General features: G+C 42.4%; 21 protein-coding genes and 1 pseudogene. 12 read left to right on the forward strand and 10 right to left on the reverse strand.

Going from position 1 to position 23,106, the window contains the following annotated elements; genetic code table 11:
* The first annotated feature begins 288 nt into the window (after positions 1-288).
* The gene (locus AC5590_RS16145) at positions 289-513 is read left to right on the forward strand and encodes a DUF167 domain-containing protein (RefSeq protein ID WP_048869566.1); all 225 of its coding nucleotides are present in this window, start codon (positions 289-291) and stop codon (positions 511-513) included.
* 81 nt (positions 514-594) lie between these two features.
* Here AC5590_RS16145 and AC5590_RS16150 read toward each other — a convergent pair whose 3' ends face one another.
* A complete protein-coding gene (locus AC5590_RS16150) occupies positions 595-1,215 on the reverse strand; it encodes a glutathione S-transferase family protein (protein WP_169264579.1) in 621 nt (206 codons plus the stop codon).
* 202 nt (positions 1,216-1,417) lie between these two features.
* Here AC5590_RS16150 and AC5590_RS16155 point away from each other — a divergent pair, with 202 nt between their 5' ends.
* The 4 genes from AC5590_RS16155 (at position 1,418) to AC5590_RS16170 (ending at position 4,344) form a co-directional block, all read left to right on the forward strand.
* Positions 1,418-2,086, forward strand: coding sequence for an SOS response-associated peptidase (locus AC5590_RS16155; protein WP_169264580.1), 669 nt, complete (start codon positions 1,418-1,420; stop codon positions 2,084-2,086).
* Between the two features lie 109 nt (positions 2,087-2,195).
* Positions 2,196-2,717, forward strand: a complete 522-nt coding sequence (locus AC5590_RS16160; protein ID WP_169264581.1) for a photosystem I assembly protein Ycf3 — start codon at positions 2,196-2,198, stop codon at positions 2,715-2,717.
* Positions 2,718-2,932: 215 nt separating this feature from the next.
* Positions 2,933-3,223, forward strand: a complete 291-nt coding sequence (gene gatC, locus AC5590_RS16165; RefSeq protein ID WP_169264582.1) for an Asp-tRNA(Asn)/Glu-tRNA(Gln) amidotransferase subunit GatC — start codon at positions 2,933-2,935, stop codon at positions 3,221-3,223.
* A gap of 140 nt (positions 3,224-3,363) precedes the next feature.
* Positions 3,364-4,344 carry a glutathione S-transferase family protein gene (locus AC5590_RS16170; protein WP_169264583.1) on the forward strand — a complete coding sequence of 327 codons (981 nt, stop codon included), beginning with the start codon at positions 3,364-3,366 and terminating at the stop codon, positions 4,342-4,344.
* A 348-nt stretch (positions 4,345-4,692) separates the two neighbouring features.
* On the opposite strand, the gene AC5590_RS16175 is transcribed toward AC5590_RS16170, so the two are convergent.
* The 6 genes from AC5590_RS16175 to trmD all read right to left on the reverse strand — a co-directional run bounded on the left by AC5590_RS16175 (position 4,693) and on the right by trmD (position 10,279).
* Positions 4,693-5,322 carry a pentapeptide repeat-containing protein gene (locus AC5590_RS16175; RefSeq protein WP_169264584.1) on the reverse strand — a complete coding sequence of 210 codons (630 nt, stop codon included), beginning with the start codon at positions 5,320-5,322 and terminating at the stop codon, positions 4,693-4,695.
* A 245-nt stretch (positions 5,323-5,567) separates the two neighbouring features.
* Complete coding sequence (locus AC5590_RS16180; RefSeq protein ID WP_169264585.1) at positions 5,568-5,855, reverse strand: hypothetical protein; 288 nt, start codon at positions 5,853-5,855, stop codon at positions 5,568-5,570.
* Between the two features lie 388 nt (positions 5,856-6,243).
* Entirely contained in the window at positions 6,244-6,918 is a 675-nt protein-coding gene (locus AC5590_RS16185; protein WP_169264586.1) for a cadmium resistance transporter, read from the reverse strand.
* An 809-nt stretch (positions 6,919-7,727) separates the two neighbouring features.
* Positions 7,728-8,336, reverse strand: a complete 609-nt coding sequence (locus AC5590_RS16190) for a hypothetical protein (protein WP_169264587.1) — start codon at positions 8,334-8,336, stop codon at positions 7,728-7,730.
* A 481-nt stretch (positions 8,337-8,817) separates the two neighbouring features.
* Entirely contained in the window at positions 8,818-9,312 is a 495-nt protein-coding gene (gene ispF, locus AC5590_RS16195) for a 2-C-methyl-D-erythritol 2,4-cyclodiphosphate synthase (RefSeq protein WP_169264588.1), read from the reverse strand.
* A 262-nt stretch (positions 9,313-9,574) separates the two neighbouring features.
* Positions 9,575-10,279, reverse strand: a complete 705-nt coding sequence (trmD, locus tag AC5590_RS16200) for a tRNA (guanosine(37)-N1)-methyltransferase TrmD (RefSeq protein WP_169264589.1) — start codon at positions 10,277-10,279, stop codon at positions 9,575-9,577.
* A gap of 391 nt (positions 10,280-10,670) precedes the next feature.
* On the opposite strand from trmD, the gene AC5590_RS16205 reads away from it, so the two are divergent.
* The 3 genes from AC5590_RS16205 (at position 10,671) to cphA (ending at position 14,714) form a co-directional block, all read left to right on the forward strand.
* Entirely contained in the window at positions 10,671-10,892 is a 222-nt protein-coding gene (locus AC5590_RS16205; protein ID WP_169264590.1) for a hypothetical protein, read from the forward strand.
* Positions 10,893-10,955: 63 nt separating this feature from the next.
* Positions 10,956-11,819 carry a cyanophycinase gene (locus AC5590_RS16210; protein ID WP_169264591.1) on the forward strand — a complete coding sequence of 288 codons (864 nt, stop codon included), beginning with the start codon at positions 10,956-10,958 and terminating at the stop codon, positions 11,817-11,819.
* A gap of 195 nt (positions 11,820-12,014) precedes the next feature.
* A complete protein-coding gene (cphA, locus tag AC5590_RS16215; protein ID WP_169264592.1) occupies positions 12,015-14,714 on the forward strand; it encodes a cyanophycin synthetase in 2,700 nt (899 codons plus the stop codon).
* A 93-nt stretch (positions 14,715-14,807) separates the two neighbouring features.
* On the opposite strand, the gene tatA is transcribed toward cphA, so the two are convergent.
* Complete coding sequence (gene tatA, locus AC5590_RS16220; protein ID WP_169264593.1) at positions 14,808-14,981, reverse strand: twin-arginine translocase TatA/TatE family subunit; 174 nt, start codon at positions 14,979-14,981, stop codon at positions 14,808-14,810.
* Positions 14,982-15,662: 681 nt separating this feature from the next.
* On the opposite strand from tatA, the gene AC5590_RS16225 reads away from it, so the two are divergent.
* On the forward strand, positions 15,663-16,319 hold the full coding sequence (locus tag AC5590_RS16225; RefSeq protein ID WP_169264594.1) for a LabA-like NYN domain-containing protein: 657 nt from the start codon (positions 15,663-15,665) through the stop codon (positions 16,317-16,319).
* A gap of 275 nt (positions 16,320-16,594) precedes the next feature.
* Here the strand turns inward: AC5590_RS16225 and AC5590_RS16230 are convergent, their stop codons facing one another.
* Positions 16,595-17,026: a hypothetical protein gene (locus AC5590_RS16230; protein ID WP_169264595.1), complete on the reverse strand. Its 432-nt coding sequence runs from the start codon at positions 17,024-17,026 to the stop codon at positions 16,595-16,597.
* Positions 17,027-17,371: 345 nt separating this feature from the next.
* On the opposite strand from AC5590_RS16230, the gene AC5590_RS16235 reads away from it, so the two are divergent.
* The 3 genes and pseudogenes from AC5590_RS16235 (at position 17,372) to ltrA (ending at position 21,999) form a co-directional block, all read left to right on the forward strand.
* Positions 17,372-17,518 carry a hypothetical protein gene (locus tag AC5590_RS16235; RefSeq protein WP_169264596.1) on the forward strand — a complete coding sequence of 49 codons (147 nt, stop codon included), beginning with the start codon at positions 17,372-17,374 and terminating at the stop codon, positions 17,516-17,518.
* A 586-nt stretch (positions 17,519-18,104) separates the two neighbouring features.
* A pseudogene (locus tag AC5590_RS16240) lies at positions 18,105-19,675 on the forward strand (group II intron reverse transcriptase/maturase).
* A gap of 668 nt (positions 19,676-20,343) precedes the next feature.
* The gene (ltrA, locus tag AC5590_RS16245; protein ID WP_169264597.1) at positions 20,344-21,999 is read left to right on the forward strand and encodes a group II intron reverse transcriptase/maturase; all 1,656 of its coding nucleotides are present in this window, start codon (positions 20,344-20,346) and stop codon (positions 21,997-21,999) included.
* 452 nt (positions 22,000-22,451) lie between these two features.
* Here the strand turns inward: ltrA and AC5590_RS16250 are convergent, their stop codons facing one another.
* Complete coding sequence (locus AC5590_RS16250) at positions 22,452-22,712, reverse strand: CRR7 family NDH-1 assembly protein (RefSeq protein WP_169264598.1); 261 nt, start codon at positions 22,710-22,712, stop codon at positions 22,452-22,454.
* Positions 22,713-23,106 lie beyond the last annotated feature (394 nt).

The following is a 23,106-nucleotide window of genomic DNA, read 5'->3' on the forward strand; positions in this document are numbered from 1 at the left end:
CTCATCGTTGTAACGATGGGCTTTTTCTTTAAGTACTACACTGGTCCTGCTCATGAGTGGTTTAATGATCGTACTTTAAAGGATCTGGTGATCCCTACGTCTACACGTAACACGCCAGATGTTGGGCTGTCGGGAAACTTGCCCACGACACTGGGGACTCAGTTTTCGCCCTTGGTTTAAATCCAAGGGCGGAAACTGTCTTTAATTTTGAATTTTGAATTTTGAATTGTTAAGTGTTGGGTAGTGTTTTAGGTTGGTTGTGGTTGCGTCAATTACATCGTAAAGGTTATGCAAAAAAAAGTTAAAGTTAAACCTAATTCAAAAATTCAAAAGATTGAGGAAGAAGCTGATGGTAGTCTTAAAGTGCATCTCAAATCCCCTCCTGTAGATGGCAAGGCTAATGAAGAGTTAATTAAACTACTAGCGGAAAAATTTGATGTATCAAAATCGCATATCAAAATTAAGTCTGGTTTATCTTCTCGGCAAAAGCTGATTGAGATTGATACAGATTAGACTATCTTAAAGAAGAATTCACCAAGCCAGAATTCAGCAATTCCTGAATTCTGGCTTTTCTTTCAATTATGTCTAGCTAAACTAATGCTTTAACTCTTCTGTAATACTAATATAGGCAGGTTGTGCTTTCACTCTTTCTATCCAATCTTGGATAGCAGGAAATTGTGTCAAGTCAAACCCACCTTCATCAGCAACATGAGTGTAAGCAAACAAGCTAATATCAGCAATTGTATAACGCTCTCCTACAAAATAAGCGTGGTTGGATAAGTGTTTTTCCATCACCCTAAGAGCTACGTAACCAGGTTCACGTTTTTGCTCTATAACTTCACGGTATTCCTGAGCCTTATTTAAAATAGAAATCCAAAATCTCGGTGTAGCAATATAAGGCTCATGGCTATATTGTTCAAAGAACAACCATTGCAGTACTTGGGCTTTAAAAAAGGGATCATATGGTAAAAACTCTGTTCCTTCACTCAGATAAATCATAATGGCATTTGATTCAGCTAAATATTTCCCTGGTTCAACTTCCAAAACGGGAATTTTTCCGTTGGAATTTTTACCTAAGAATTCTGCCGTTCGAGACTCACCTTTAGTGATATCAACCTCTATCCTCTCAAATGGCATGCCAATTTGCGTCAATAAAAGACGAATCTTGTAACCATTGCCAGAGGGTAAAAAATCATACAAACGCAGGTTTTTCATGCCAATAAGTTGAGATGAAATGGTTAATGAGTTATGCCGTACAAATACAGCATATTATCGAAATATACAAATAAATATGCTAAAATTGTTTGATGTATAGCATTTTAGTACGAAACACAATTCTCTGATTAATAAATAATAAAAGTAATATTTGTTGCAGGATTTCGACGTTGTAATCTTAATAAGCGATAGAAGAAAAACTATGTGTGGAAGATTTACTTTAATCCAAACAGCAGAAGCATTATACAAAACCTTCCATGTAGAAAAACTTCCTGATTTAGAGCCGCAATATAACATCGCTCCTACGCAAATGGTGGGAGTAGTCTTGTATAATCAAGAAAGCGAACAACGTGAATTTCAGAAGTTACGTTGGGGTTTAATTCCCTCTTGGTCAAAAGATTTAGGAATCGGAGTCAAGCTGATCAACGCTAGGGCAGAAACAGTAGCAGAAAAACCAGCTTTCCGCTCTGCATTCAAGCACCGTCGCTGTTTGGTAGTAGCAGACGGCTTTTACGAGTGGCAGTTTCAAGAAAATCAAAAACAGCCCTATTATTTTCGTCTACAACAAGGAAAACCCTTTGGCTTTGCAGGGTTGTGGGAGCAATGGCAATCGCCCGAAGGTGAGGAAATCACATCGTGTACAATTTTGACCACAGAGGCAAACGAATTAGTGCAGCCGATTCATCAGCGTATGCCAGTTATTCTTCAACAGCAGGATTACGATGTATGGTTAAATCCAGAAGTACAAACACGTGAGGCGCTACAACAACTGCTGCACCCCTACCCATCTGAAGCGATGACTGCTTACCCAGTAAGCAAAGTTGTCAACAGCCCTAAGCAAAATATTTCAGATTGTATTAAGCCTTTGTAACTGTTCATGAGGTACTAATCAGTTACATTAACTTGTAGTGAGTGCAAAGAGCGCTCCTCAAGTACCCAGTCATCGTCATGATTGCGGCAAACCTATCACATAAGTTGTTATGCCAAGAACCCAGAAAAACGATAACTTTGTTGACAAAAGCTTTACAGTCATGGCAGATCTGATCCTCAAGCTTCTGCCAACTAATAAAAAAGCTAAAGAAGCCTTTGTTTATTACCGAGATGGAATGTCCGCTCAGTCGGAAGGAGAATACGCTGAAGCCTTGGACAACTATAGAGAGGCTTTAGAACTTGAAGAAGACACCAACGACCGAAGCTATATCCTCTATAACATGGGTTTGATACACGCCAGCAACGGCGAACATGACAAAGCTCTAGAGTTGTATCATCAAGCACTGGAATTTAATCCACGCTTACCCCAAGCTTTAAACAACATCGCTGTTATTTACCACTATAAAGGGGAAAAGGCGAAAGAAGCAGGAGACGAAGACGGGGGAGAAGCACTGTTTGACAAAGCGGCTGATTACTGGATTAGAGCTATTCGCCAAGCTCCCAATAACTACATCGAAGCTCAAAACTGGTTAAAGACCAGTGGACGCTCCCAAATTGACGTATTCTTTTAATAATTTGTCGTTAGTCGTTTGTCATGATACTAATGACTAATGACCCTTCGGGGAGAACCTCCGGTTCCGCTAGCCCCTAAGGGGCAAAGCTCGCCGGGGGGATACTCCCCCCGGCAGACTTTGGCGCTGCGCAAACGCTAACGCCAGAAGCCTGGCTGTCGGGAAACCCTCCCGCAGCACTGGTCTCACTAATGACTCATGACTAATGACTAACCATGATTGACCGTGAACAAGTTCATAAAGTAGCTAATCTTGCGCGTTTAGAGTTGACGCCTGAAGAAGAAGAGAAATTCACAACTCAGTTGGGAACTATTCTTGACTATTTTGAACAACTGAGTGAATTGGATGTGAATAATGTGCCACCAACATTACGAGCAATTGATGTGAAGAATGTGACGCGGGCAGACGATTTACAACCTTATCCCAACCGCGAAGATATTCTTGAGAGTGCGCCGGAACAAGAAGGCGACTTTTTCAAGGTACCTAAAATCCTGAATGAGCAATAGTTAGGATTTATTGGTTAGTAGTTATGAGTTAGTCATTGTTAGTAATAATTTACAATGCTGTTAGTAGTTCTATCTAAAGACGCTTAGGCAATTGTTGATTATTAGATATAACTAGTAACGACTAACTACTAACTAAACTTATGGGCTTGGGAATCCTCAAGGATGGTAAGTGGGTAAGCGATCGCCAGCAAGAAGACTCACAAGGTAAATTTCTCCGTCCTTCAACAACTTTCCGTAACCAGATTACAGCAGATGGCTCCAGCGAATTTAAAGCAGAACCAGGGCGCTATCACTTGTACATTTCCTGGGCGTGTCCTTGGGCACACCGCACTGCTATTATGCGCCAATTGAAAGGGTTGCAAGATGTCATCAGCATGTCCGTGGTAGCGGCAGAAATTCATGATAACAGCTGGGAATTTTCTGATGAACCGGGGAGCATTCCTGATACAGTCAATGGAACTCAGTATCTCTGGCAAGTTTATCTCAAAGCTGATCCTAACTATAGTGGACGGGTGACAGTCCCAGTTTTATGGGACACACAAACTGGGACAATAGTCAATAACGAATCCCGCGAAATTATACGGATGTTAGATACAGAGTTTAATGTCTTCGCCAAACAAGATGTAAACTTTTATCCAGAACATTTACAAAAAGTTATTGACAAGACAATTGATGCAATTTACCAGCCGATAAATAATGGTGTTTACCGCGCGGGATTTGCCACGACACAATCAGCTTATGATGAAGCGGTAACCGAACTTTTTGATGCTCTTGATCACTGGGAGCAAGTGTTAGGAAAGCAACGCTATCTTTGTGGTGAACAAATCACTGAGGCGGACTGGTGTATGTTTACAACTCTGTTTCGCTTTGATGCGGTTTACTATGTCCATTTCAAATGTAACTTACGTCGGATTGTAGATTATTCCAATCTGTGGAATTATCTCAAAGACCTTTATCAACAGCCAGGAGTTAAAGAAACTTGTAACCTGGATCACATCAAACGACATTATTACAAAAGTCATCCCAACGTAAACCCAACTGGAATTGTACCGAAAGGACCAATCATTGATTTTGATGCACCGCATAACCGGGATCAACTGCGTGCGGCTATGGAAGTTTAGCGAGAACCGCCATATCTTAGGATTGCTCTAGTAATTATATTTGATTTGTGAGAATTGAAAGCGACAGATCCCCGACTCCTTTAAAAGTTGTCGGGGATCTTGTTTATCATGAATATTTAGGATTGCGATATTTGGCACCTAAGTGATAATACAGACAATACTACTTCAGTAAGGAAGATGTCAGTATGGTTGATTTTGGGGCGATTGGAGTGGGGGTACTCAAAATCTAGAAACCCGGTAACTTCTGCGAAACCGGGTTTCTGACATCACGCATGTCTCTATCCTATTCTGTGTTAAGAGTTCCCTATCCCCTTACCTCCACCCATAACTTTAATTTTGCCTAACCACTTATTTACTGAAACTGATATTGAGTTGCGATCCTGGGGGTAAGAATGCATCTTCTAAATCAGCCCCTAGTAAGTTTGCTCCTTCTATATTTGCTGTTGTAAGATTTGTCTTTTGTAAATCAGCTTTCTGTAGATTTGCCCCTTGCAAATTTGCTCCTTGCAAGTTAGCCCCCTCTAAATCTGCATCATATAGGTTTGCTCCTTGGAGATTTACTCCTTGCAGGTTTGCTTTGCTGAAATCTACTCCTTGCAAATTAGCTGTTTGTAGATTTGTTCCCTGTAAATTCGCCTTTTCTAATTCTGCTTCTTGTAAGTTTGCACCTTCCAAATTAGCTCCCAGCAGATTTACTCTCTCTAGTTGTGCTTCAAATAAATTACATCCAACACATTCATTGGTTGTTAATAAACGTCTGACATTTGCTGCTACAGGATCTACAAACCATGTTGTTGGAGGTGTGGCGGGAGTTGGAGATACTACGGGAGCAGGTACTGATTCAGTAGGTACAACAGGTAGTGTTTCTGATTGAGCAAAAGCACTGGGCTGATTAAACAGAGATAATCCCGCTATTAACACAATAAATACAGCAGTCACAATCCAGGAGGTTAATGTTTTTGAATTTTGTTTGTTCATTAGTTTATTCCTCTCGTTCTTGGTAATCTTTTTTTATCTGCTTTTAGTTCACCTTGATTTCAAGATAGAACCAATCAAACTCTAAAAGCAAATATTATTATTTTTCCTAACAATAGATAAAAGTGATGATTTACTTTTAGTCTGAAATTCTCGCGTGCATTTATACTAAAAACGCTCAGAACCTTTACTGTATAATAAATACAGACGTTTGGGTAAGTAATCTATTAGATTTTTCAAACAACCTTTTAGCGATTTTCCAGTTTGTCTCGATTCACCCAACGATTGACGAACTCGTTGTTGCGTTTCCGCACTCTAACTTGTACCTTCTTTGAGCCTAGCTTAACTACTTCGCCAGGAATTCTCTGAATATTATCAGAGCCAGTACGAGCTTTATAAAGCCAAACAACTTTTTGACCTACTAAGTAGTCAGGCTGTTTACTAAAATGCGGTGTTTCGTCTGCCCAGGAGGGGTAAGCAACTACTAAATTGATTGAAAGTATTAAGACTAATAAAGCGATTTGGAGAAGTTTCATAGTCATTATATTTGTATTAGGGCATTCAATACCCAATTTATTGCACTTGGACTAAATTTCCTTATCTCATCTTCAAAGCAAGCTGTAACTCTAGTTTGTTTGGATTCATTTAAAATCAACTTTGAAGCTTGTTTAAAACTTGGCTTTTCTCCCGAATCTATTAATCAAGTTCTAGGGAGATGTAGCCAGAAGTTAGAACTAATCAGTAGTGGAGGTAGAAGAGCACTTTTTTCTACACTGAACGAAGGTAGCAAGTTTCTAATTAAAACGCGAACTGCAGCAAAGCAGCAGCGCTGAGTCCCAAGGGGACAGGCTTACGCGTATCTCCTACGGAGACGCTGCGCGAACGCCCTTGGCGTGCGCTTGCGCTTACGCTATCGCTCAACATTTAATTAAAAAGCATTGCTAGGCTGGGAACAAGTTGAAATGTTCCACTTTTCATCATTATCGAGAATCCCAGCCAAATTAACACAAATGGAAAGACTTTTCGACCATAGCGAGCCATAAGTGGAGCCATGAGCGGATTACGAGTCATATGGTAAGAGAGAAAGCACCACACCCCAACAGTCAAATAGCAAACACACAAAATCACTCCTAAGCTTGGCAGATTGGTAGTAGCAAACAACGGTACATAAATACCAATGTTATTTCCTCCATTAGCAATAGTGACTGCCGAAACACGGTAAGTTTGAGGTTCGCGTAGAGTTCCAAAAAATGATTTTTTCTGACGTCTGAATTTTACTGAATGACCAAAATTAACTGACACATCTTGGATTGTATCTGCATCATTATCTCGACTCATTAAATGACTGATACCAATGATAATTGGCAAGATGCCTAGCAATCCAATCCAAGCTTCTGGAAGAAATAAACCACCAAAAAAACCAGGGAGACTAGCAAATATTAAAGCAGTAAATCCAACAAATTCACCCAGAATAATATGCTTAGGACGAAAGGTGTTATTGACTTTTCCAAAAAAAGCTGTCAAGTAGATATTGTCGTCAAAGGTAGTTGCACAAGCGGTAGAGATACCAATAATTAACGTAGCAATTAGCCAACTCATAGTTATTGTTCACAAAGGTTCAAATTTATTTCTCTAATCCTTACTCTGCTTATAGAAATGATGGCAGTTTAGGGGATTATTCAATTGTTTTTTCTTTCGAGGCGATTACTATTAATCACATTTGAGATTTTTTTCTTAACAACTTAGCTTGTTCTCAATATTATGGTTTTACCCAAATAAGAGCAAATATTCTTTTTTTTGAAAACAATAAACAAAATTTATTAAATATACAGCAGAATAGAGGCGTCAGTCGTCAGAAGTCAGAAGTAAAAAGGGCTTAGAGTCTGGCTTTTAGCTCTTAGTGTTGTACTTGATTTACTTGCAATGTGCTGTAATTATTAAATCAAGATTAAGAAAACAAGATAATTATCAAAATAGCCCCAAATAAAACGCATAAAAATGAGTCATAGACTAGCTATCTCTGACCTAAGAGCGTGATTTATAAACTAGATTCAGCACAAATACAACCGTGCAAATGGGAGAATAATTGTAATTATGAAAGTTACCTGACGATTAGTGTCTCCGACTCCAAACCATCAACACCGATTATGCAGAATCGCGAAAAGCATCTCTAGACTCTGCGATTAAACATAAACCAATTATGTCAATCCATGTGTTGCCATCATTTATTTATTAGTATTATAAATTTATTTAAAAAAATGATTTTTATGAAAATAGGGCTAGAATTCTGGTTTTCTTCAACCTACATTTAATAGCGAAAGTTATATCAGTCCCAGTCCTATTTAATCTACAGATAAAATTAACTCAATATCTATCTGACTAACGAACGCTGTTACAACAATTTAAAATTAGTCATTTTCTGCAGCAGTCAATGTATTGGGAATACGAGAATCAAGAAAAGCTTGCGATACATTTGGAATAAACCAGTCGGTTTCACCAGGCTTAACAATTTTGGCATTGGGGAGATTTAATTCCAATTCCGAAGTATCTGGGTTTTTCTTGACTAAAAGTTGTGTACCATCCATAATCTTGACAGCAACAGCACCAGTTTTATCCAATCCTGTAACTTTCACATCAGCGGGAAGATAAACACCCTGACAATCCCATTGATCAGGTGTCGTTTGTTTATTTGCCAAGAAGTAAAGTTGATTGCTGTTACCAGACTCTTCGCTACCAGTACCGTAGATTGCTAGGTTACCGCCACTCTCATTACGACATTGTCCCCAAGCTGTCCCTGACTCTATGGCTGCTTTTTGAAACTCTAATTCATCAATTTGACGTTGTACATCTGCAGGGATCGTACCTTCAGCACTTTTCTTCAGTTCTTGAATGGTTTTTGTGACTTCGATGTAATCGGGGTTCTTGCTAAACTTGGGTCTATCTGCCCAGGAAGGCTGGGCTAAAGTTAAGTTAACAAACAGAACTGCGATCGCAAGTGCAATTTTCAGAAGTTTCATGATTTTTCTCCTTTGATAACTAGAGATTTTTTGGCAAACTTTCAGGCAGACTAAGTAATAAAGATTTAGATGAGGCTGTGTTCACAGGAGAATTTATTGTCTGCTGTTTTTTTTGTCTGAGTGCGTTGGCAACTTTAGTTTTACTTTAAGTTTTCTCACTGAGATGATCAAACGTAATTTTTTTTTGAAACAATAATTAGAAGTAATGGAAGCCAACACTTTGAACGCAACTTATTTTCTTTCCCCTACAACGCCAGATGCCTGGCTGTCGGGAAACCCGCCCACGGTGAGACAGCGCGCATGAGGACGGTCTGCGCTCTCGGGCGCGACTGCGTTCGGCAAAGCCCGTGCCGGAGGCATACCCAAAGGGCACTGGCTCCCCTACACCCCCAATACGGTTCGGATAAGCACCCGGACAGAAACCCGGTTTCTACGCCTTAACCGAACTGTATTGCCTATACCCAGTCTTGTTCAAATTTATTCAGCAAGCAGAATCTTCCAACTTCTCAAGCAAGACAACAGCGTACGCACAAATACCTTCCTCGCGTCCAGTAGGACCAAGTTTTTCGTTGGTAGTCGCTTTGACACCAACTTGATTCGGCTGTACTTGCAAAACTTGTGCTATTGTTTGCCGCATCTTCTCAATATGGGGTTTCAATTTCGGGCGTTCCGCCACAACCACTGAGTCAACATTACCTATTTGCCAACCGTGTTGGCGAACCAGTTGATGAACTTTACTCAACAGTACCAAACTATCTGCTCCTGCCCATTGGGGGTCTGAGGGAGGAAAATAATGTCCAATGTCCCCCAAAGAAAGCGCCCCCAGCATAGCATCCATAATCGCGTGTGTCAGAACATCAGCATCGCTGTGTCCTAGCAAACCCAGAGAGTGGGGTATATGGACTCCGCCTAAAATTAGAGGGCGATCACTCACCAAGCGGTGGATATCGTAGCCGTTACCAATACGAATATTCATTTTTTAATCATTAGTCATTAGTCATTAGTCATTAGGAGGCACTGCCTTGGGGAGGCACACCGTTGGGCGGCTATGCCGACTTGTTCGCCTTTGGCGTCTCCCCTTGGGAGAAGGTAGTGCCGTCGGGTTTCCCGACTTGTTGCAAGAGCGTCTCCGCAGGAGTTAGCATGTGCCGTTCATTAGTCATTAGTCATTAGTTAGTACTCACAAGTCAAGAGTTTGGTAGAAAACGAAGCGAGGATTGGGAGTTATAATTTCTGTGCTACTCCTGGTGCTCGCTGTGCTTGTGTTCCCAACTTTTTAACAAATCAGGGCGGCGCAGGCGTGTTCTGGTGATTTGTTGTTCATAGCGCCACTTATAAATTGCAGCATGATTGCCAGAAAGCAAGACCTCAGGAACTTTCCAGCCACGAAACACCGCAGGACGGGTATACTGGGGATAGTCCAACAATCCCTCTTCAAAGCTTTCCGCCGTTAGGGACTCGACTTTACCGACTGTTCCTGGTAAAAGGCGTACAACACCATTCATTAATGCCATTGCTGGAATTTCTCCACCAGTCAGAATAAAATCGCCTAAAGAGACCTCGCGGTCAACTAAATGGAGTACCCGCTCATCTACTCCTTCATAATGACCACAAATTACTACCAATTGGTCATAATTTGTCGCCAATTCTCGTAACAGTGGCTGATTCATGGTTTGACCTTGAGGACTCATCATAATAACCTCTCGTCGATGTAAAGCTGGCAGGGACTCTACAGCAGCAAAGATAGGTTCTGGCTTCATCAGCATCCCGACACCACCGCCGTAAGGTTCATCATCAACTTTCCGGTGCTTATCAGTGGTAAAGTCCCGTGGATTAATCAGATGCACTTGGGCAATCTGCTTTGCTAGAGCCTTACCTATTAGCCCGGTTGTGAGAACTGAGGTAAAACAGTCAGGAAACAGCGTAACTATATCAAAGCGCACAGTATTTCGTATTGGAGGACACTAATCTAAAATTGGATGATTTGAAAACGATGTTGTCCGACAAGACAAATCAACATCATCAATTGTGTCTCAAAGTACCGGAAATATTGGGTTTTCCGTGTCAACACAAGTTTTTCTAATTACTTAATTTATGTTTAAATATTGTCACATCTACATTTAAATTATTAAACTGAACCGAGTTAACAACTTCTTCCGATGCATGTAGCTTGCCTCACCAAAAAGTGCGTCAAGATCTGCTTTTGTTCCTCCACGCTGGGAAGTGTTGGTGGTATGACGTAGAGAACCCGAGAGATATGAACTCAGGGTATTAAAAAAAGAATCTCGTTGTTTTTCTTCATGAACAAATTCACAAGACTAAAACCAAATCTTCATGGACACAGGTGTTCAAATCACCTTCTTACCTTACACCAGTACGGGCACAATTCCTTGCGCCCGTACAGCAGATCCAGAGGCGCAAAGCCATCCGCCGTTACACCATACCCTATTGGGAGCGAATGTGAAAGAACAAACCCAAAAGGAATGGCAAAGGATGTTCCACAAGCTGAGGCATTTTGTACATGAAGCACTCTCCTCCATAAGAGGCAAAGCATAAAAAGAATCAGGCGAAAGCTACTTTGTTTAATTGACCTGAAGTTGTTGACGGAGAACAAACACAATGCCGCAATTAAAAGTCAAATCGCTGGAAATGAGGACACCCCAAGCAACCAAAACCGCCGTTATGGTCATCGGAGGCGCAGAAGACAAAGTACATGGACGCGAAATTTTGCGAACATTTGTCAGTCGGTCTGGTGCCGGCAATGGCCACATTACAATTATCCCGTCTGCCTCCCGCGAACCAAGCATCATAGGTGGTAGATATATTCGTATTTTTGAAGAAATGGGTGCTAAGAAAGTCGAAATCTTAGATATTCGAGAACGGGATCAGTGTAAAGATTCTTACATCCAAGCATCTCTAGAAAACTGTACAGGAGTATTTTTGACAGGCGGAGATCAATTGCGTCTGTGTGGGGTTTTGTCAGATACACCAGCAATGGATATTATCCGGCAACGCGTTAGATCTGGACAACTCACCGTAGCTGGGACGAGTGCAGGAGCAGCTGTGATGGGGCATCACATGATCGCAGGGGGTGGTAGCGGCGAATCGCCAAATCGCTCCCTAGTGGATATGGCTACAGGTTTAGCATTGATCCCAGAGGTGATAGTAGATCAACACTTCCACAATCGCAATCGTATGGTGCGGTTGATGAGCGCGCTTGCAGCTCATCCAGATCGCCTAGGGATTGGGATTGATGAAGATACATGTGCCATGTTCGAGCGGGATGGTTGGCTACAAGTCCTAGGAAAAGGTAGTGTTACGATTGTAGATCCAACTGAGGTAACTCACACGAATGAGCCACATGTGGGAGCAACTGAACCCTTAAACATCCATAATCTACGACTGCATCTTCTCAGTCATGGTGATCGTTATCACATGTATCAGCGTACAGTATTACCTGCTGTGTACCGTGTCTCCAGCTGACGATATGAGTAGCTGATGTTACATTGGTAATCGAAACGAACACTGAATTGACCGCTAGATTTTAGGTTGCTTGCAGCCAAAAAAATGAGAATAATACGATGTAAGAAGAAAAAACTGTTTACTATGAACAGTTAAGCGGTCAATTCCAGTAAGAAACTAGAACATTGGTTCCGAATCTCCATCTACCTATTTCCCATGAGAATCCTCAAGATCCAGACCTTACGCGGCCCCAACTATTGGAGCATTCGACGCCACAAGCTAATTATCATGCGCCTCGATTTAGAAAACCTTGCCGAGACGCCCACAAATGAAATTCCCGGCTTCTATGAAGGATTAGTGGAGGCACTGCCGAGTCTGGAAGGTCATTTTTGCTCACCGGGCTGTCGTGGTGGTTTTTTGATGCGAGTGCGCGAAGGCACCATGATGGGTCATGTTGTGGAACACGTAGCCCTAGAATTGCAAGATTTGACTGGAATGAACGTAGGCTTTGGTCGGACCCGAGAAACATCAACATCGGGAGTATACCAGGTAGTGCTCGAATATCTGAACGAGGAAGCGGGACGCTACGCTGGCAGAGCAGCAGTGCGGCTATGCCAAAGTATAGTTGATCGAGGTCGTTATCCAAAGGCAGAGTTAGAGCAAGATTTGCAAGACCTCAAAGACTTATGGCGTGACGCGGCTTTAGGACCGAGTACGGATACACTTGTCAAAGAAGCAGAAAAAAGAGGCATTCCTTGGATGCAGCTCGGCGCACGCTTTTTGATTCAGTTGGGCTACGGCGTGAATCAAAAGCGAGTACAAGCGACGATGACAGATCATACCAGCATCTTGGGAGTAGAACTCGCCTGCGATAAAGAAGCCACCAAACGCGTTCTTGCCAACGCTGGAGTCCCAGTACCAAGAGGTACCGTGATCAACTTCTTGGATGATTTACTAGAAGCCATAGAATACGTTGGCGGCTACCCTATTGTCATCAAACCTTTAGATGGCAATCACGGACGTGGTATCTCCATTAATATCACTTCCAGGGAAGAAGCCGAAGCTGCCTACGATTCTGCTAGACAGGTTTCCCGAGCAATTATTGTTGAGCGGTATTACACTGGGCGAGATCACAGGGTATTAGTGGTGGATGGCAAAGTTGTGGCAGTTGCTGAACGTGTGCCCGCTCATGTGGTGGGCAATGGCAAATCTACTGTCTTTGAACTGATTGAAGAAACTAACAAAGATCCAAACCGTGGTGACGGACATGATAATGTCCTCACCAAAATTGAACTCGATCGCACCAGCTACCAACTCCTGGAAAAACAAGGTTTCACTCTTAATAGCGTCTTACCTAAGAACGAAATTTGCTATCTGCGGGCAACGGCAAACTTGAGTACAGGGGGCATTGCCATAGACCGTACAGATGAAATTCATCCAGAAAATATTTGGCTGGCACAACGGATAGTGAAAGTTATCGGTTTGGATATTGCAGGAATTGATATTGTCACAGCGGATATTAGCCGTCCCTTGCGAGAAGTGGATGGTGTGATTGTAGAAGTTAATGCCGCTCCCGGATTCCGGATGCATGTTGCTCCAAGTCAAGGGATTTCTCGTAATGTCGGAGGAGCAGTCATAGATATGCTGTTCCCAGCGGATAAAATCACTCACATACCCATTCTTGCTGTAACGGGCACCAACGGCAAAACCACCACGACTCGGCTGTTGGCACACATTTTTAAGCAAACTAACAAAGTCATAGGTTATACAACTACGGATGGGACATATATCGGGGATTACTTGGTAGAGTCAGGAGACAATACAGGTCCCCAAAGTGCCCAACTCATCCTGCAAGATCCAACAGTGGAAGTGGCGGTACTCGAAACTGCTCGTGGTGGTATTCTTCGGTCTGGACTGGCTTTTGAAAATGCTAACGTGGGCGTGATATTAAACGTTGCCTCTGACCACCTGGGCATAGGCGATATTGATACTATTGACCAGTTGGCGCATCTCAAGAGTGTGGTTGCTGAAGCTGTGTTTCCTGACGGTTATGCAGTCCTCAACGCTGATGATCACAGAGTTGCTGCTATGGCAGAAAAAACAAAAGCCAATATTGCCTACTTCACTATGAATCCGGAATCGGAATTGGTGCGAAAGCACATTCAAAAGGGAGGAGTAGCCGCAGTCTATGAAAATGGCTATCTGTCAATCTTAAAAGGTGATTGGACGCACCGGATTGAACGGGCAGAAAATATACCCCTGACAATGGGTGGACGTGCGCCGTTTATGATTGCCAATGCTTTAGCAGCTTCTTTGGCAGCGTTCGTACAAAATGTCACCATAGAACAAAGTCGTGCTGGCTTAAATACCTTTCGCGCTTCGGTGAGTCAAACACCCGGACGAATGAATTTGTTTAATTTGGGGAATTATCACGCTTTGGTAGATTATGCCCACAACCCAGCTAGTTATCAAGCGTTGGGTGCTTTCGTCCGCAATTGGATTTCTGGCAAACGGATTGGAGTTGTTGGCGGACCTGGCGATCGCCGCGACGAAGATTTCGTTATGCTTGGCAAACTAGCAGCGGAAATTTTTGACTCTATCATCGTCAAAGAAGATGACGATACTAGGGGACGGGCACGCGGTAGCGCTGCTGATTTAATTGTTCAAGGTATCAAGCAAGTTAACCCCAACTACCAGCATCAAAAAATTCTGAGCGAAACAGAAGCCGTTAACAGAGCATTGGACATGGCTCCAGATAACAGTCTAGTGGTCATTTTGCCAGAAAGCATTAGCCGTGCTATTGCCTTAATTACAGCACGTGGAGTCGTCAAAGACGACATACTCCAACAAACTAACCCGTCTACCATAGATTCTCAAGTTGGGGTGAAATCAACTGTCGTCAACACGCTGTTATAGTCAGAATCAGGCAGCACTTGATTCGGGTTTCCCGACTTGAAGTGAGTGCCGTTCATTTGTCATTACGAAAAATAAACGACAAACGACAAAGGACTATTGTTTTTCTTCTTCCGGATTAGTATCCTCACTGGGATTTTTCAGTTCCTCCTTAAAACCCCGCAGAGTTTTCCCCAGTGCGCTGCCTAACTCCGGAATTTTTTTTGGTCCAAAAATCACGACAGCGACCAAAACAATGACACCTACTTCCGTCCATCCCAATCCAAACATAAGCCTCTACTCCATAAAACTAATACAACGCCACACAAGTCTAGTATTTAAGTATAATTTCTGCTTCACTGGGCTTTTCACAAAAGTATGTAAAACTGGGCGAGGATGGACAATGCGACAGCAACAGAGGGCATCCATCGCCTAATTTTTTTGTCAAGAAAACTATAGCGATCGCCACAGGCAACCTAGGTGGGCACGACGATTGCTCGTGGCAGTCTTGCAGTTTTACACAAGTTCAACCCCTTCACTAAGCTTACTCAATATTGCCCAAAGAGCAAAATTGGGCGCACTTGTGTGTCAGGTTTCTTGTCAGAGTTTTAAACAAGCACCCGAGCATGCTCCCGAAGCGTGGATTCAAGCAGGACGTCAATTCTAGACGGTGGCTTTGTTTGAGCGGGATTTACCCAACGATTATGTGTGTGGGCGCAGTGAACGACGCACTACCAAAGCTACTATCAACTTCACAGATTTTCGGTCAATCTTTTAGTTTTTTATCTTTTGTTAGAATAAAGATTACAAAAAGTAAAGAATTGTACGTAATTAGATGATTTGCAAGACAAACCATAGTAGAAAATAAAGAAAATATTAATTTGTCAGTTTTCTCTATCTATTCATTCATGAGTCGAATAATTTTCACCGCTATCTTTAAAAAAAATCACGCACGCTCGGAGTCATATTTCCATGCAGCTACTTCCACGACCTCAGCATAATAACCAGCGACGCTTAAAGTTGGAGCCTGAGCCACTGTTGAATATGACACAGCTTTCTGCATTTGAAAAACCAGATACTGTAAGCGCAAATACCTTACAACCGTGCGAGAAAAACAATCCAGACAAGAAGCTAGACCAGCGCATTGCCATTTTTATTGATGGTGCAAACTTGTTTTACTCAGCTATGCACCTCAATCTTGAAATTGATTACACTAAACTGCTGCGCTACCTAACAAAAAAGCGTCAACTGCTTAGGGCTTACTTTTATACAGGTGTTGATTACACGAATGATAAACAGCAAGGTTTTTTGATGTGGATGAGTCGCAATGGCTATCGTGTAGTGAGTAAAGAACTCATTGTGCTCCCTAATGGCTCTAAAAAAGCGGATTTGGATGTAGAGATTGCTGTCGATATGATGACCTTAGCAAGGTACTGCGACACTTTAGTTCTGTTGAGTGGAGATGGCGACCTTGCTTATGCTGTAGATAACATTACCTACCGAGGAGTTAAAGTGGAAGTTGTTGGTTTGGGTTGTATGACTAATGAAAGTCTGATTAGGGTTGCTGACTCTTATACTGACCTTGAACTTATCAAACAAGACATTCAAAAAAAGGTATCCACTCAATAACTCGGGTGTTTCATTTTTTCGATCAATTTTGCTAGTCCATGCTGAAATCGATCAACTGCCAGGTTAATAAATTCACGCACGGTAGGCGATAGACTTTTATGCCAGGGATACAGGGCGGTGATATTAACAGATCAAACCCTCACTCAATCAAATCGACATACCTGTTTGATAATTCAATCAGGCAGGGGCTATGTAAAGAAAAGTAAAGTTTGAAAATTCGTTTGTAGTAAGCGCTTACTACAAACTTTTAATTTTTTGCGCCGACTTATTTAATGTTAATTACCCCAAGGATTCGCAGGTTGGTCATTAATGCGAACCCAAAAGCGGTTAGGAACAAAACCGTTTATCTCGTCCTCGCCTTCTGCCCAGAAACTCCATCCAGCGTTAGGATCAGTACCATCATGGAATTCTGCCATACGATATCCAGAAATACCGCGAGTAATTTGTCCTGCCTTTTCGCACATCTTGTCTGCAACTGCAACAGACGTTAATTGCTTCCCTTGGATATTGGGAATCACCAACACTGTACCGCCAGACCAAGAGCCTTTAGTCGCACCACCAGGTCTTACACTAGATGGCGGCAGACTTGCTGGTGCCGGAGCGACTGTCTCTTTATTAATGCAGAGCAGCGCTCGATATTCATTAATACTAGTGTCACCTTGATAAGGATTAGTACCACCGGGTTGACCATTATCCGAACCAAACAAAGCATAACTTCGTATTTTGAGTCCAGCTACTGCGTTTCCTAGAAAATCGAAGCCCGAATGTAAGGATAATGCGTGGACATGTCCAATTTTAAGTCCACAAGGCGATACCAGTTCTTCAGAAAGCAGACAGAGAGTTCTTAGACCGATTCAAGAACCGAAGCCCGAATGTAAGGATAATGCGTGGGCATGTCCAATTTTAAGTCCACAAGGCAATACCAGTCCTTCTCAGAGTTCATTTAAGTAAGTACTCGTCCTGAACTTAATAATGTTACGAATGACGTTGCAATCGAAAAACTTCAAGCACTGAAATCTTCAGGACAAGCAACCAGCGATGATTACATACTTTTGGGTTATTTCTACAGTCTAGAGAAAAAATACGACAAGTCAGAGGCTAACTACCTCAAAGCCTTGGAACTCGCAACTGATGATGGTAGAAAAGCTATCATCAAGCAAGAACTCAAAAAAGTCCGTGATCATAATGTAAAGCAATAACTTAAATAGGTGGCTATAGTAGCAAACAAAGCCGGTGCGATTCGTTGTTAGTGGAATCACGGTAGCCAGCCCGTACATACACTAACCAACCAATGTAGACGACTACTGAGGTTGAACTCTTAGATCGATGTAGGTGAAAGTCCTACCCGCCAGATTCAAGCGTGACTCCTTATCTGCCTCCACCGAACAAGCTCGATTCTTGTAGAGTGAAGCGAGGAACAGGGCACAATCAGACGGCTGTTATGGGCTGACACTGGTGCTAACAGGGAGTTCCAATGGTGAAACTGAGCCTAAAAAAGTGACCTAGTTTGAAGCAAGGCATAACCTAAAAACCTTGACTTTATCAGAGCTAAAACCCGCTGCATTGTCGGCTTAATAGCAGCATGAATCCAGGGTTTCTGATGGTTAAATTGGCTACACCTAACGGAACACAACAATCATCTAAGGGAACGAATAAAAACGAATCAAAAGTCCTGGGGCGGTCGAACCCCAGGTAGGTAAGACGAGATACGGAACCCTTTTGATTCGGGTAGGATGCGAAGTAATTTTCGCAAGGTATTCAGAAAATACTTTTTGGAGTCAGAGCATGATTGGACGCATAGACAACTATAGCGAATCTTGGAAGACGTTACCGTGGAAGAAATTTCGCCGAGACGTATTTCGCCTACAAAAGAGAGTATTCAAAGCAGTTCGAGAAGGAAACAAGCGTAAAGCAATGTCACTTCAAAAACTTATTCTGAAATCCACTGCGGCTAGATTATTGGCAATCCGTCAAGTATCACAGCTAAATGCTGGGAAGAAAACAGCAGGAATCGACGGCAAAAAGTCTCTTACATTTAAGGAACGTTTTGAATTAGAAGAACTGCTAAAAGCATCCAGTAACAATTGGAAACACCAAAAGTTACGCAGTATTCCCATTCCCAAAAAGGACGGTAGTACTAGAATGCTAAAAATTCCAACTATTGCGGATAGGGCTTGGCAATGCCTAGCAAAATATGTAATAGAACCAGCACACGAAGCAACATTCCATGCGAGAAGTTACGGGTTCAGAACAGGTCGCTCGGCACATGATGCCCAAAGATATCTATTCAACAACCTACGCGACACTTGCAAGGGAAAAGATAAAAGAGTTATAGAACTCGATATCGAGAAGTGCTGAGTCCCAAGGGGACACGCTGCGCGAACGACAGGATCTCACACAACGCCATAATGGAAAACCTTATAGCCCCCAAAGGCATACAGACAGGAATATACCGCTGCCTAAAAGCAGGAACTAACCCTGGCTTTCCGGAACAAGGAACCCCCCAAGGTGGCGTAGTGAGTCCTTTATTAGCAAACATCGCCTTAAATGGAATTGAAAGTATTCACCAGTACAAAGGAACGAGGGGCATAATAGAACCATCAATCCGTTATGCGGATGACATGTTAATAATACTTCGACCCTCAGACGATGCGAACGAGATACTTGAAAGAATTAGCCAATTTCTAGCCCAAAGAGGAATGAAAGTAAGTGAGAAAAAGACAAAGATAACCGCCGCGACAGATGGATTTGACTTCCTTGGCTGGCATTTTAAAGTGCAAAGTAACGGAAAATTTAGAAGTACTCCCTCAGCGGAGAATTTCTTGAAATTTCGTCAGAAGGTAAAAGCTATCGTTAACAACTCGAATTATGGTTCTAAGGTAAAAGCCGAAAAGCTAGCACCAATAGTTAGAGGATGGAGAAATTACCACAAATTCTGCAAAATGGACGGGTCACGGTTCTCCCTGTATCACATTCAAAGCAGAACAATAAAGGTATTCAACAAAGAAGCTAAACAGAATCGCCACTCTAGCAAGAAATTGCTAGAAAAAGCTTTTCCTAAAGTCTCTTACTCCGAAAATGCCCACATCAATGTCAAAGGGAATAAATCACCCTACGACGGAGATTTAACATACTGGAGCGAACGTAATAGTAAGTTCTATGATGGGGAAACCTCTAAAGCTCTTAAAAAGCAAAACCATACATGTGGATATTGTGGCTTAAAATGTACAAGCGAAGAACGAGTACATTTGCACCACGCAGACGGGAACCACAACAATTGGAAAACCAAGAATCTGATTGCTGTACACGAATCCTGTCACGATTATATCCACATGAGCAAAAGGGTTATCCCTTAAGAATATCGGGAGCCGGATGCACTGAAAAGCGCACGTCCGGTTCTAACAGAGAGGGGCGAGGCATAAGCGCGACTTGAAAGGTCGTTTAGAACGGAGAGCCGACTCTCCTAGAGAATTCACACTCTCTACCCTAATGTAAAAGACTTTCCGGAGTCCGGTCACGCCCAAGTAGGTAACGAAACAGGCGGAATGCAGACCACAAACGTAACCTTAACTACTAGCCCAAAGTGGTAAGGAGCAAGAGGGAGTTCTCCCAAGATGAACAAAAGTAAATTGATGTTTAAACTGCGTCATCGCACAGGGAGCCAAATCAGGCTGACAGGTTCCAACCAAAAGGTAAGTGGGTAGATTTATGGTTTTATGCTCTATAAATCGTGTGAATATAACTCCCACCGCAGGAAAGTCAACATCTAAAGGAGAATATACACTAAGCGAAACAACAAGGTAAACCCCATAGAGTCTATAGGATGTCGATACCAATAGTAAGCTAACCGCAAGGAAAGCAGAATCCTCTGGAGGGTAAAGGATGGAGTAAAAAGCAAAAGCCCGTTTGTAATGAACGAGATAGGGGTTCAAACTTTGCCCCTGACCGAAAGGAATAGCAGACTTACTCTGGGTCTTATGAGAAAGAGAAACTCACAAAGAAACTTAATTCAAGGACAAGTTAGATGTCGTACCTCGGTACAACAAACGGACTAAGAAAACCACTAGAAGATTGGAGCCAAATCAACTGGCGAAAAATCAACAAAGCGGTTAGGAATCTGCGTCAAAGAATCTTTCTCGCGAGAAAACTTGGTAACTGGCGGAAGTTGAGAAACCTCCAAAAGTTAATGCAAAGAAGCTACGCCAACCTATTACTCTCTGTTCGGAAAATCACTCAGACCAATAAGGGTAAAGCAACGGCAGGAATTGACAAAGAAATAATCAATACCCCAAAGCAGCGAGTGAAGCTGGTAAACAACTGGAGTGGAGGAAATCAAGATCCTACAAAACGGGTAATGATCCCCAAAGCCAACGGTAAGAAACGACCGCTCGGAATCCCAACCGTGCGCGACAGAATCGAACAGGCAATAATAGTCAATTCACTAGAACCCGAATGGGAAGCCGTATTTGAACCAAACTCCTATGGATTCAGGTGCGGTAGAAGCTGTCATGATGCCATAGCACAAAATTGGATAAGATTAAATGCAAGTCCAAATGCTAGAAATAACTGGGTTTTAGAAGCTGATATTCAAGGATTCTTCGACAATATTGCCCATGAATCTATCCTTAGACAACTAGGTAATTTCCCAAACAAAAACCTAATCAAAGGATGGTTAAAAGCTGGATTTATCTTTGAAGGGATATACAGCCCGACAGAAACGGGTACACCACAAGGAGGGGTTTGCTCCCCGCTCCTAGCCAATATCGGATTGCATGGATTAGAAACCTTTATAAAATCCACCAATCCAAAACTTGGAGTGGTTAGGTACGCTGATGATTTTATAGTCACAGCTAGAGACAAAGGAAGCCTCGAAAATGCCCAAATCCAGATTCAGCAATGGCTGTCAGAAAGAGGTTTGAATCTCAGTACGGAGAAAACGTTCATAACGTCAATGGCAGATGGTTTTGACTTCCTCGGCTTCAATCACCGCCATTATAATGGCAAACTGCTTATCAAACCCTCGAAAAAGAAAGTCTTAGACTTTTGTAAACGAATCGGTCAAGAAATAAAAGCAATGAACGGATGTGAACAAGAGGTAGTCATCAAAAGACTGAACCCAATTCTCCGAGGTTTTGCTAATTATTACAGAGGTGTGGTTAGTAAAGAAACCTTTGAATATGTCAAAAGTAGAATATGGCAATACCTCTGGCGTTGGGCTAAACGTCGCCATCCCAACAAGAACACAAAATGGGTACGGAAACGTTACTTTCAGACCAGAAATCGCAAGAAATGGACGTTCGCTACATCTACTAGCGACCGCCGAGGCAAACAAAAGGATTTAATCCTATACCCGATAGCGTACACGCCCATCGAACGCCATGTAAAGGTCAAGGGGGAAGCATCACCGGATGACCCCTCACTCAAAGAATATTGGGAAAAACGCCACCAAAAATATGGTAAGAGCTACTGGGAGAAAAACTCTCGGAATTATAAAATCGCTCAAAACCAAGACTGGAAATGTACCTGTGGTGAACCATTATTCAATGGAGAGGAAATAGAAACCCATCACATCGTACCTGTTGCTCAAGGTGGACTTGATGACGTAAAAAACCTTCAGCATCTACACAAAGCGTGTCATAAGCAGGTACACACAAAATCCAAGTCAACTCGCTTGAAGTAAGGCTTGAGCGCAGTGAGTGCGAAAGTCTCATGCTGCGTTCTTAGGGGAGGGGAGAGCGGTGACGCTCGAACCTTACCCGACTACCTGACATCGACTCTACCAAAATTTGGGAATTTTTAGGGAACAACGCGATCGACAGATCAACAAAATACAGGGCTGACCATTTTTTCAGGGTCAGGCTCCGGTAAAGGGGACAACTAATTTTTCTTAATCATTTTTTTCCCTGCTCACGGGCTTGTGCTACAAGTCGGCAGAGCCGACGGCACATGCTAACTCCTGCCCTTCGGGCAACAGACACAAAGTAGTGTGCAAGGGAGGGCATAGGAGATACCCGAAGGGGTTTCCCGACAGAGGCATGTGGCGTACGCGCTGCCTCACCCCGGCGCTACCTCCTCCTGGCAACTGACGTCTCTATTCTTCTGAGCTAATGACTAAGAGCTAATGAATAATGTTTATTTTTCTAAACGAACAGCATACCACTGTAAATATCGACCAGAACCAACATCTAACTCGCAACTCGTATCGATTAAATATTTTGCTCGTGCCTCTACTGAATCAAGAGATTGTAAATCGGGTGGCAAGTCCTCAAATTTAAATGTGTGTAAAATTTCTTTGAGCTTCTCTAATAACTCTAAAGCAGAAAGAAATTGTTCGGGTTGGTTTGTTTCTAAAACGACAAAATAGTCTTGTTGATACATTAATGAATCTGGCATAAGTAGGTGAGTTAAATCAAGGATAGGATAAAGGATAGGTATAGATTAGTGAAATCAGTGTTCTATATAACAATTCTAAATAGTCAGCCCTATGGCTAATGTCATGGCTGCACCGTATGCGCTTTGCGCATACGTGAAATATTTGCTCTCGGCTATGCTTTGTCCAAAGTTGTAACAAATGACTCCGGCTTCGCTCTTTTTTAGGGAATTAGAACAATTGGAAAAATCTAGATGTAAAAAAAGTTTGAGGTCTACAAAGGATATGATCACTAAAACAATATCTCATTTTAAACAACAAGTGCTCGTGCGATATGGGCTCGTCGCCTCCCTCCTTGTTTACTAGAACACCGATTCACTAATCCCAAAAACCCGGTTTCTGTTACTGGGAAGACCG

Source organism: Brasilonema octagenarum UFV-OR1 (assembly GCF_963888615.1).
Taxonomy (GTDB): domain Bacteria; phylum Cyanobacteriota; class Cyanobacteriia; order Cyanobacteriales; family Nostocaceae; genus Brasilonema; species Brasilonema sennae.

Coding starts and splice junctions, on each gene's coding strand:
- AC5590_RS16180 (WP_169264585.1), bottom strand. CDS start 5,855: ATGAAACTTCTCCAAATCGCTTTATTAGTCTTAATACTTTCAATCAAT.
- AC5590_RS16185 (WP_169264586.1), bottom strand. CDS start 6,918: ATGAGTTGGCTAATTGCTACGTTAATTATTGGTATCTCTACCGCTTGT.
- cphA (WP_169264592.1), top strand. CDS start 12,015: ATGAGAATCCTCAAGATCCAGACCTTACGCGGCCCCAACTATTGGAGC.
- tatA (WP_169264593.1), bottom strand. CDS start 14,981: ATGTTTGGATTGGGATGGACGGAAGTAGGTGTCATTGTTTTGGTCGCT.
- AC5590_RS16250 (WP_169264598.1), bottom strand. CDS start 22,712: ATGCCAGATTCATTAATGTATCAACAAGACTATTTTGTCGTTTTAGAA.
- ltrA (WP_169264597.1), top strand. CDS start 20,344: ATGTCGTACCTCGGTACAACAAACGGACTAAGAAAACCACTAGAAGAT.
- AC5590_RS16210 (WP_169264591.1), top strand. CDS start 10,956: ATGCCGCAATTAAAAGTCAAATCGCTGGAAATGAGGACACCCCAAGCA.
- ispF (WP_169264588.1), bottom strand. CDS start 9,312: ATGAATATTCGTATTGGTAACGGCTACGATATCCACCGCTTGGTGAGT.
- AC5590_RS16175 (WP_169264584.1), bottom strand. CDS start 5,322: ATGAACAAACAAAATTCAAAAACATTAACCTCCTGGATTGTGACTGCT.
- AC5590_RS16225 (WP_169264594.1), top strand. CDS start 15,663: ATGCAGCTACTTCCACGACCTCAGCATAATAACCAGCGACGCTTAAAG.
- AC5590_RS16145 (WP_048869566.1), top strand. CDS start 289: ATGCAAAAAAAAGTTAAAGTTAAACCTAATTCAAAAATTCAAAAGATT.
- AC5590_RS16155 (WP_169264580.1), top strand. CDS start 1,418: ATGTGTGGAAGATTTACTTTAATCCAAACAGCAGAAGCATTATACAAA.
- AC5590_RS16150 (WP_169264579.1), bottom strand. CDS start 1,215: ATGAAAAACCTGCGTTTGTATGATTTTTTACCCTCTGGCAATGGTTAC.
- AC5590_RS16160 (WP_169264581.1), top strand. CDS start 2,196: ATGCCAAGAACCCAGAAAAACGATAACTTTGTTGACAAAAGCTTTACA.
- AC5590_RS16170 (WP_169264583.1), top strand. CDS start 3,364: ATGGGCTTGGGAATCCTCAAGGATGGTAAGTGGGTAAGCGATCGCCAG.
- gatC (WP_169264582.1), top strand. CDS start 2,933: ATGATTGACCGTGAACAAGTTCATAAAGTAGCTAATCTTGCGCGTTTA.
- AC5590_RS16205 (WP_169264590.1), top strand. CDS start 10,671: ATGGACACAGGTGTTCAAATCACCTTCTTACCTTACACCAGTACGGGC.
- AC5590_RS16190 (WP_169264587.1), bottom strand. CDS start 8,336: ATGAAACTTCTGAAAATTGCACTTGCGATCGCAGTTCTGTTTGTTAAC.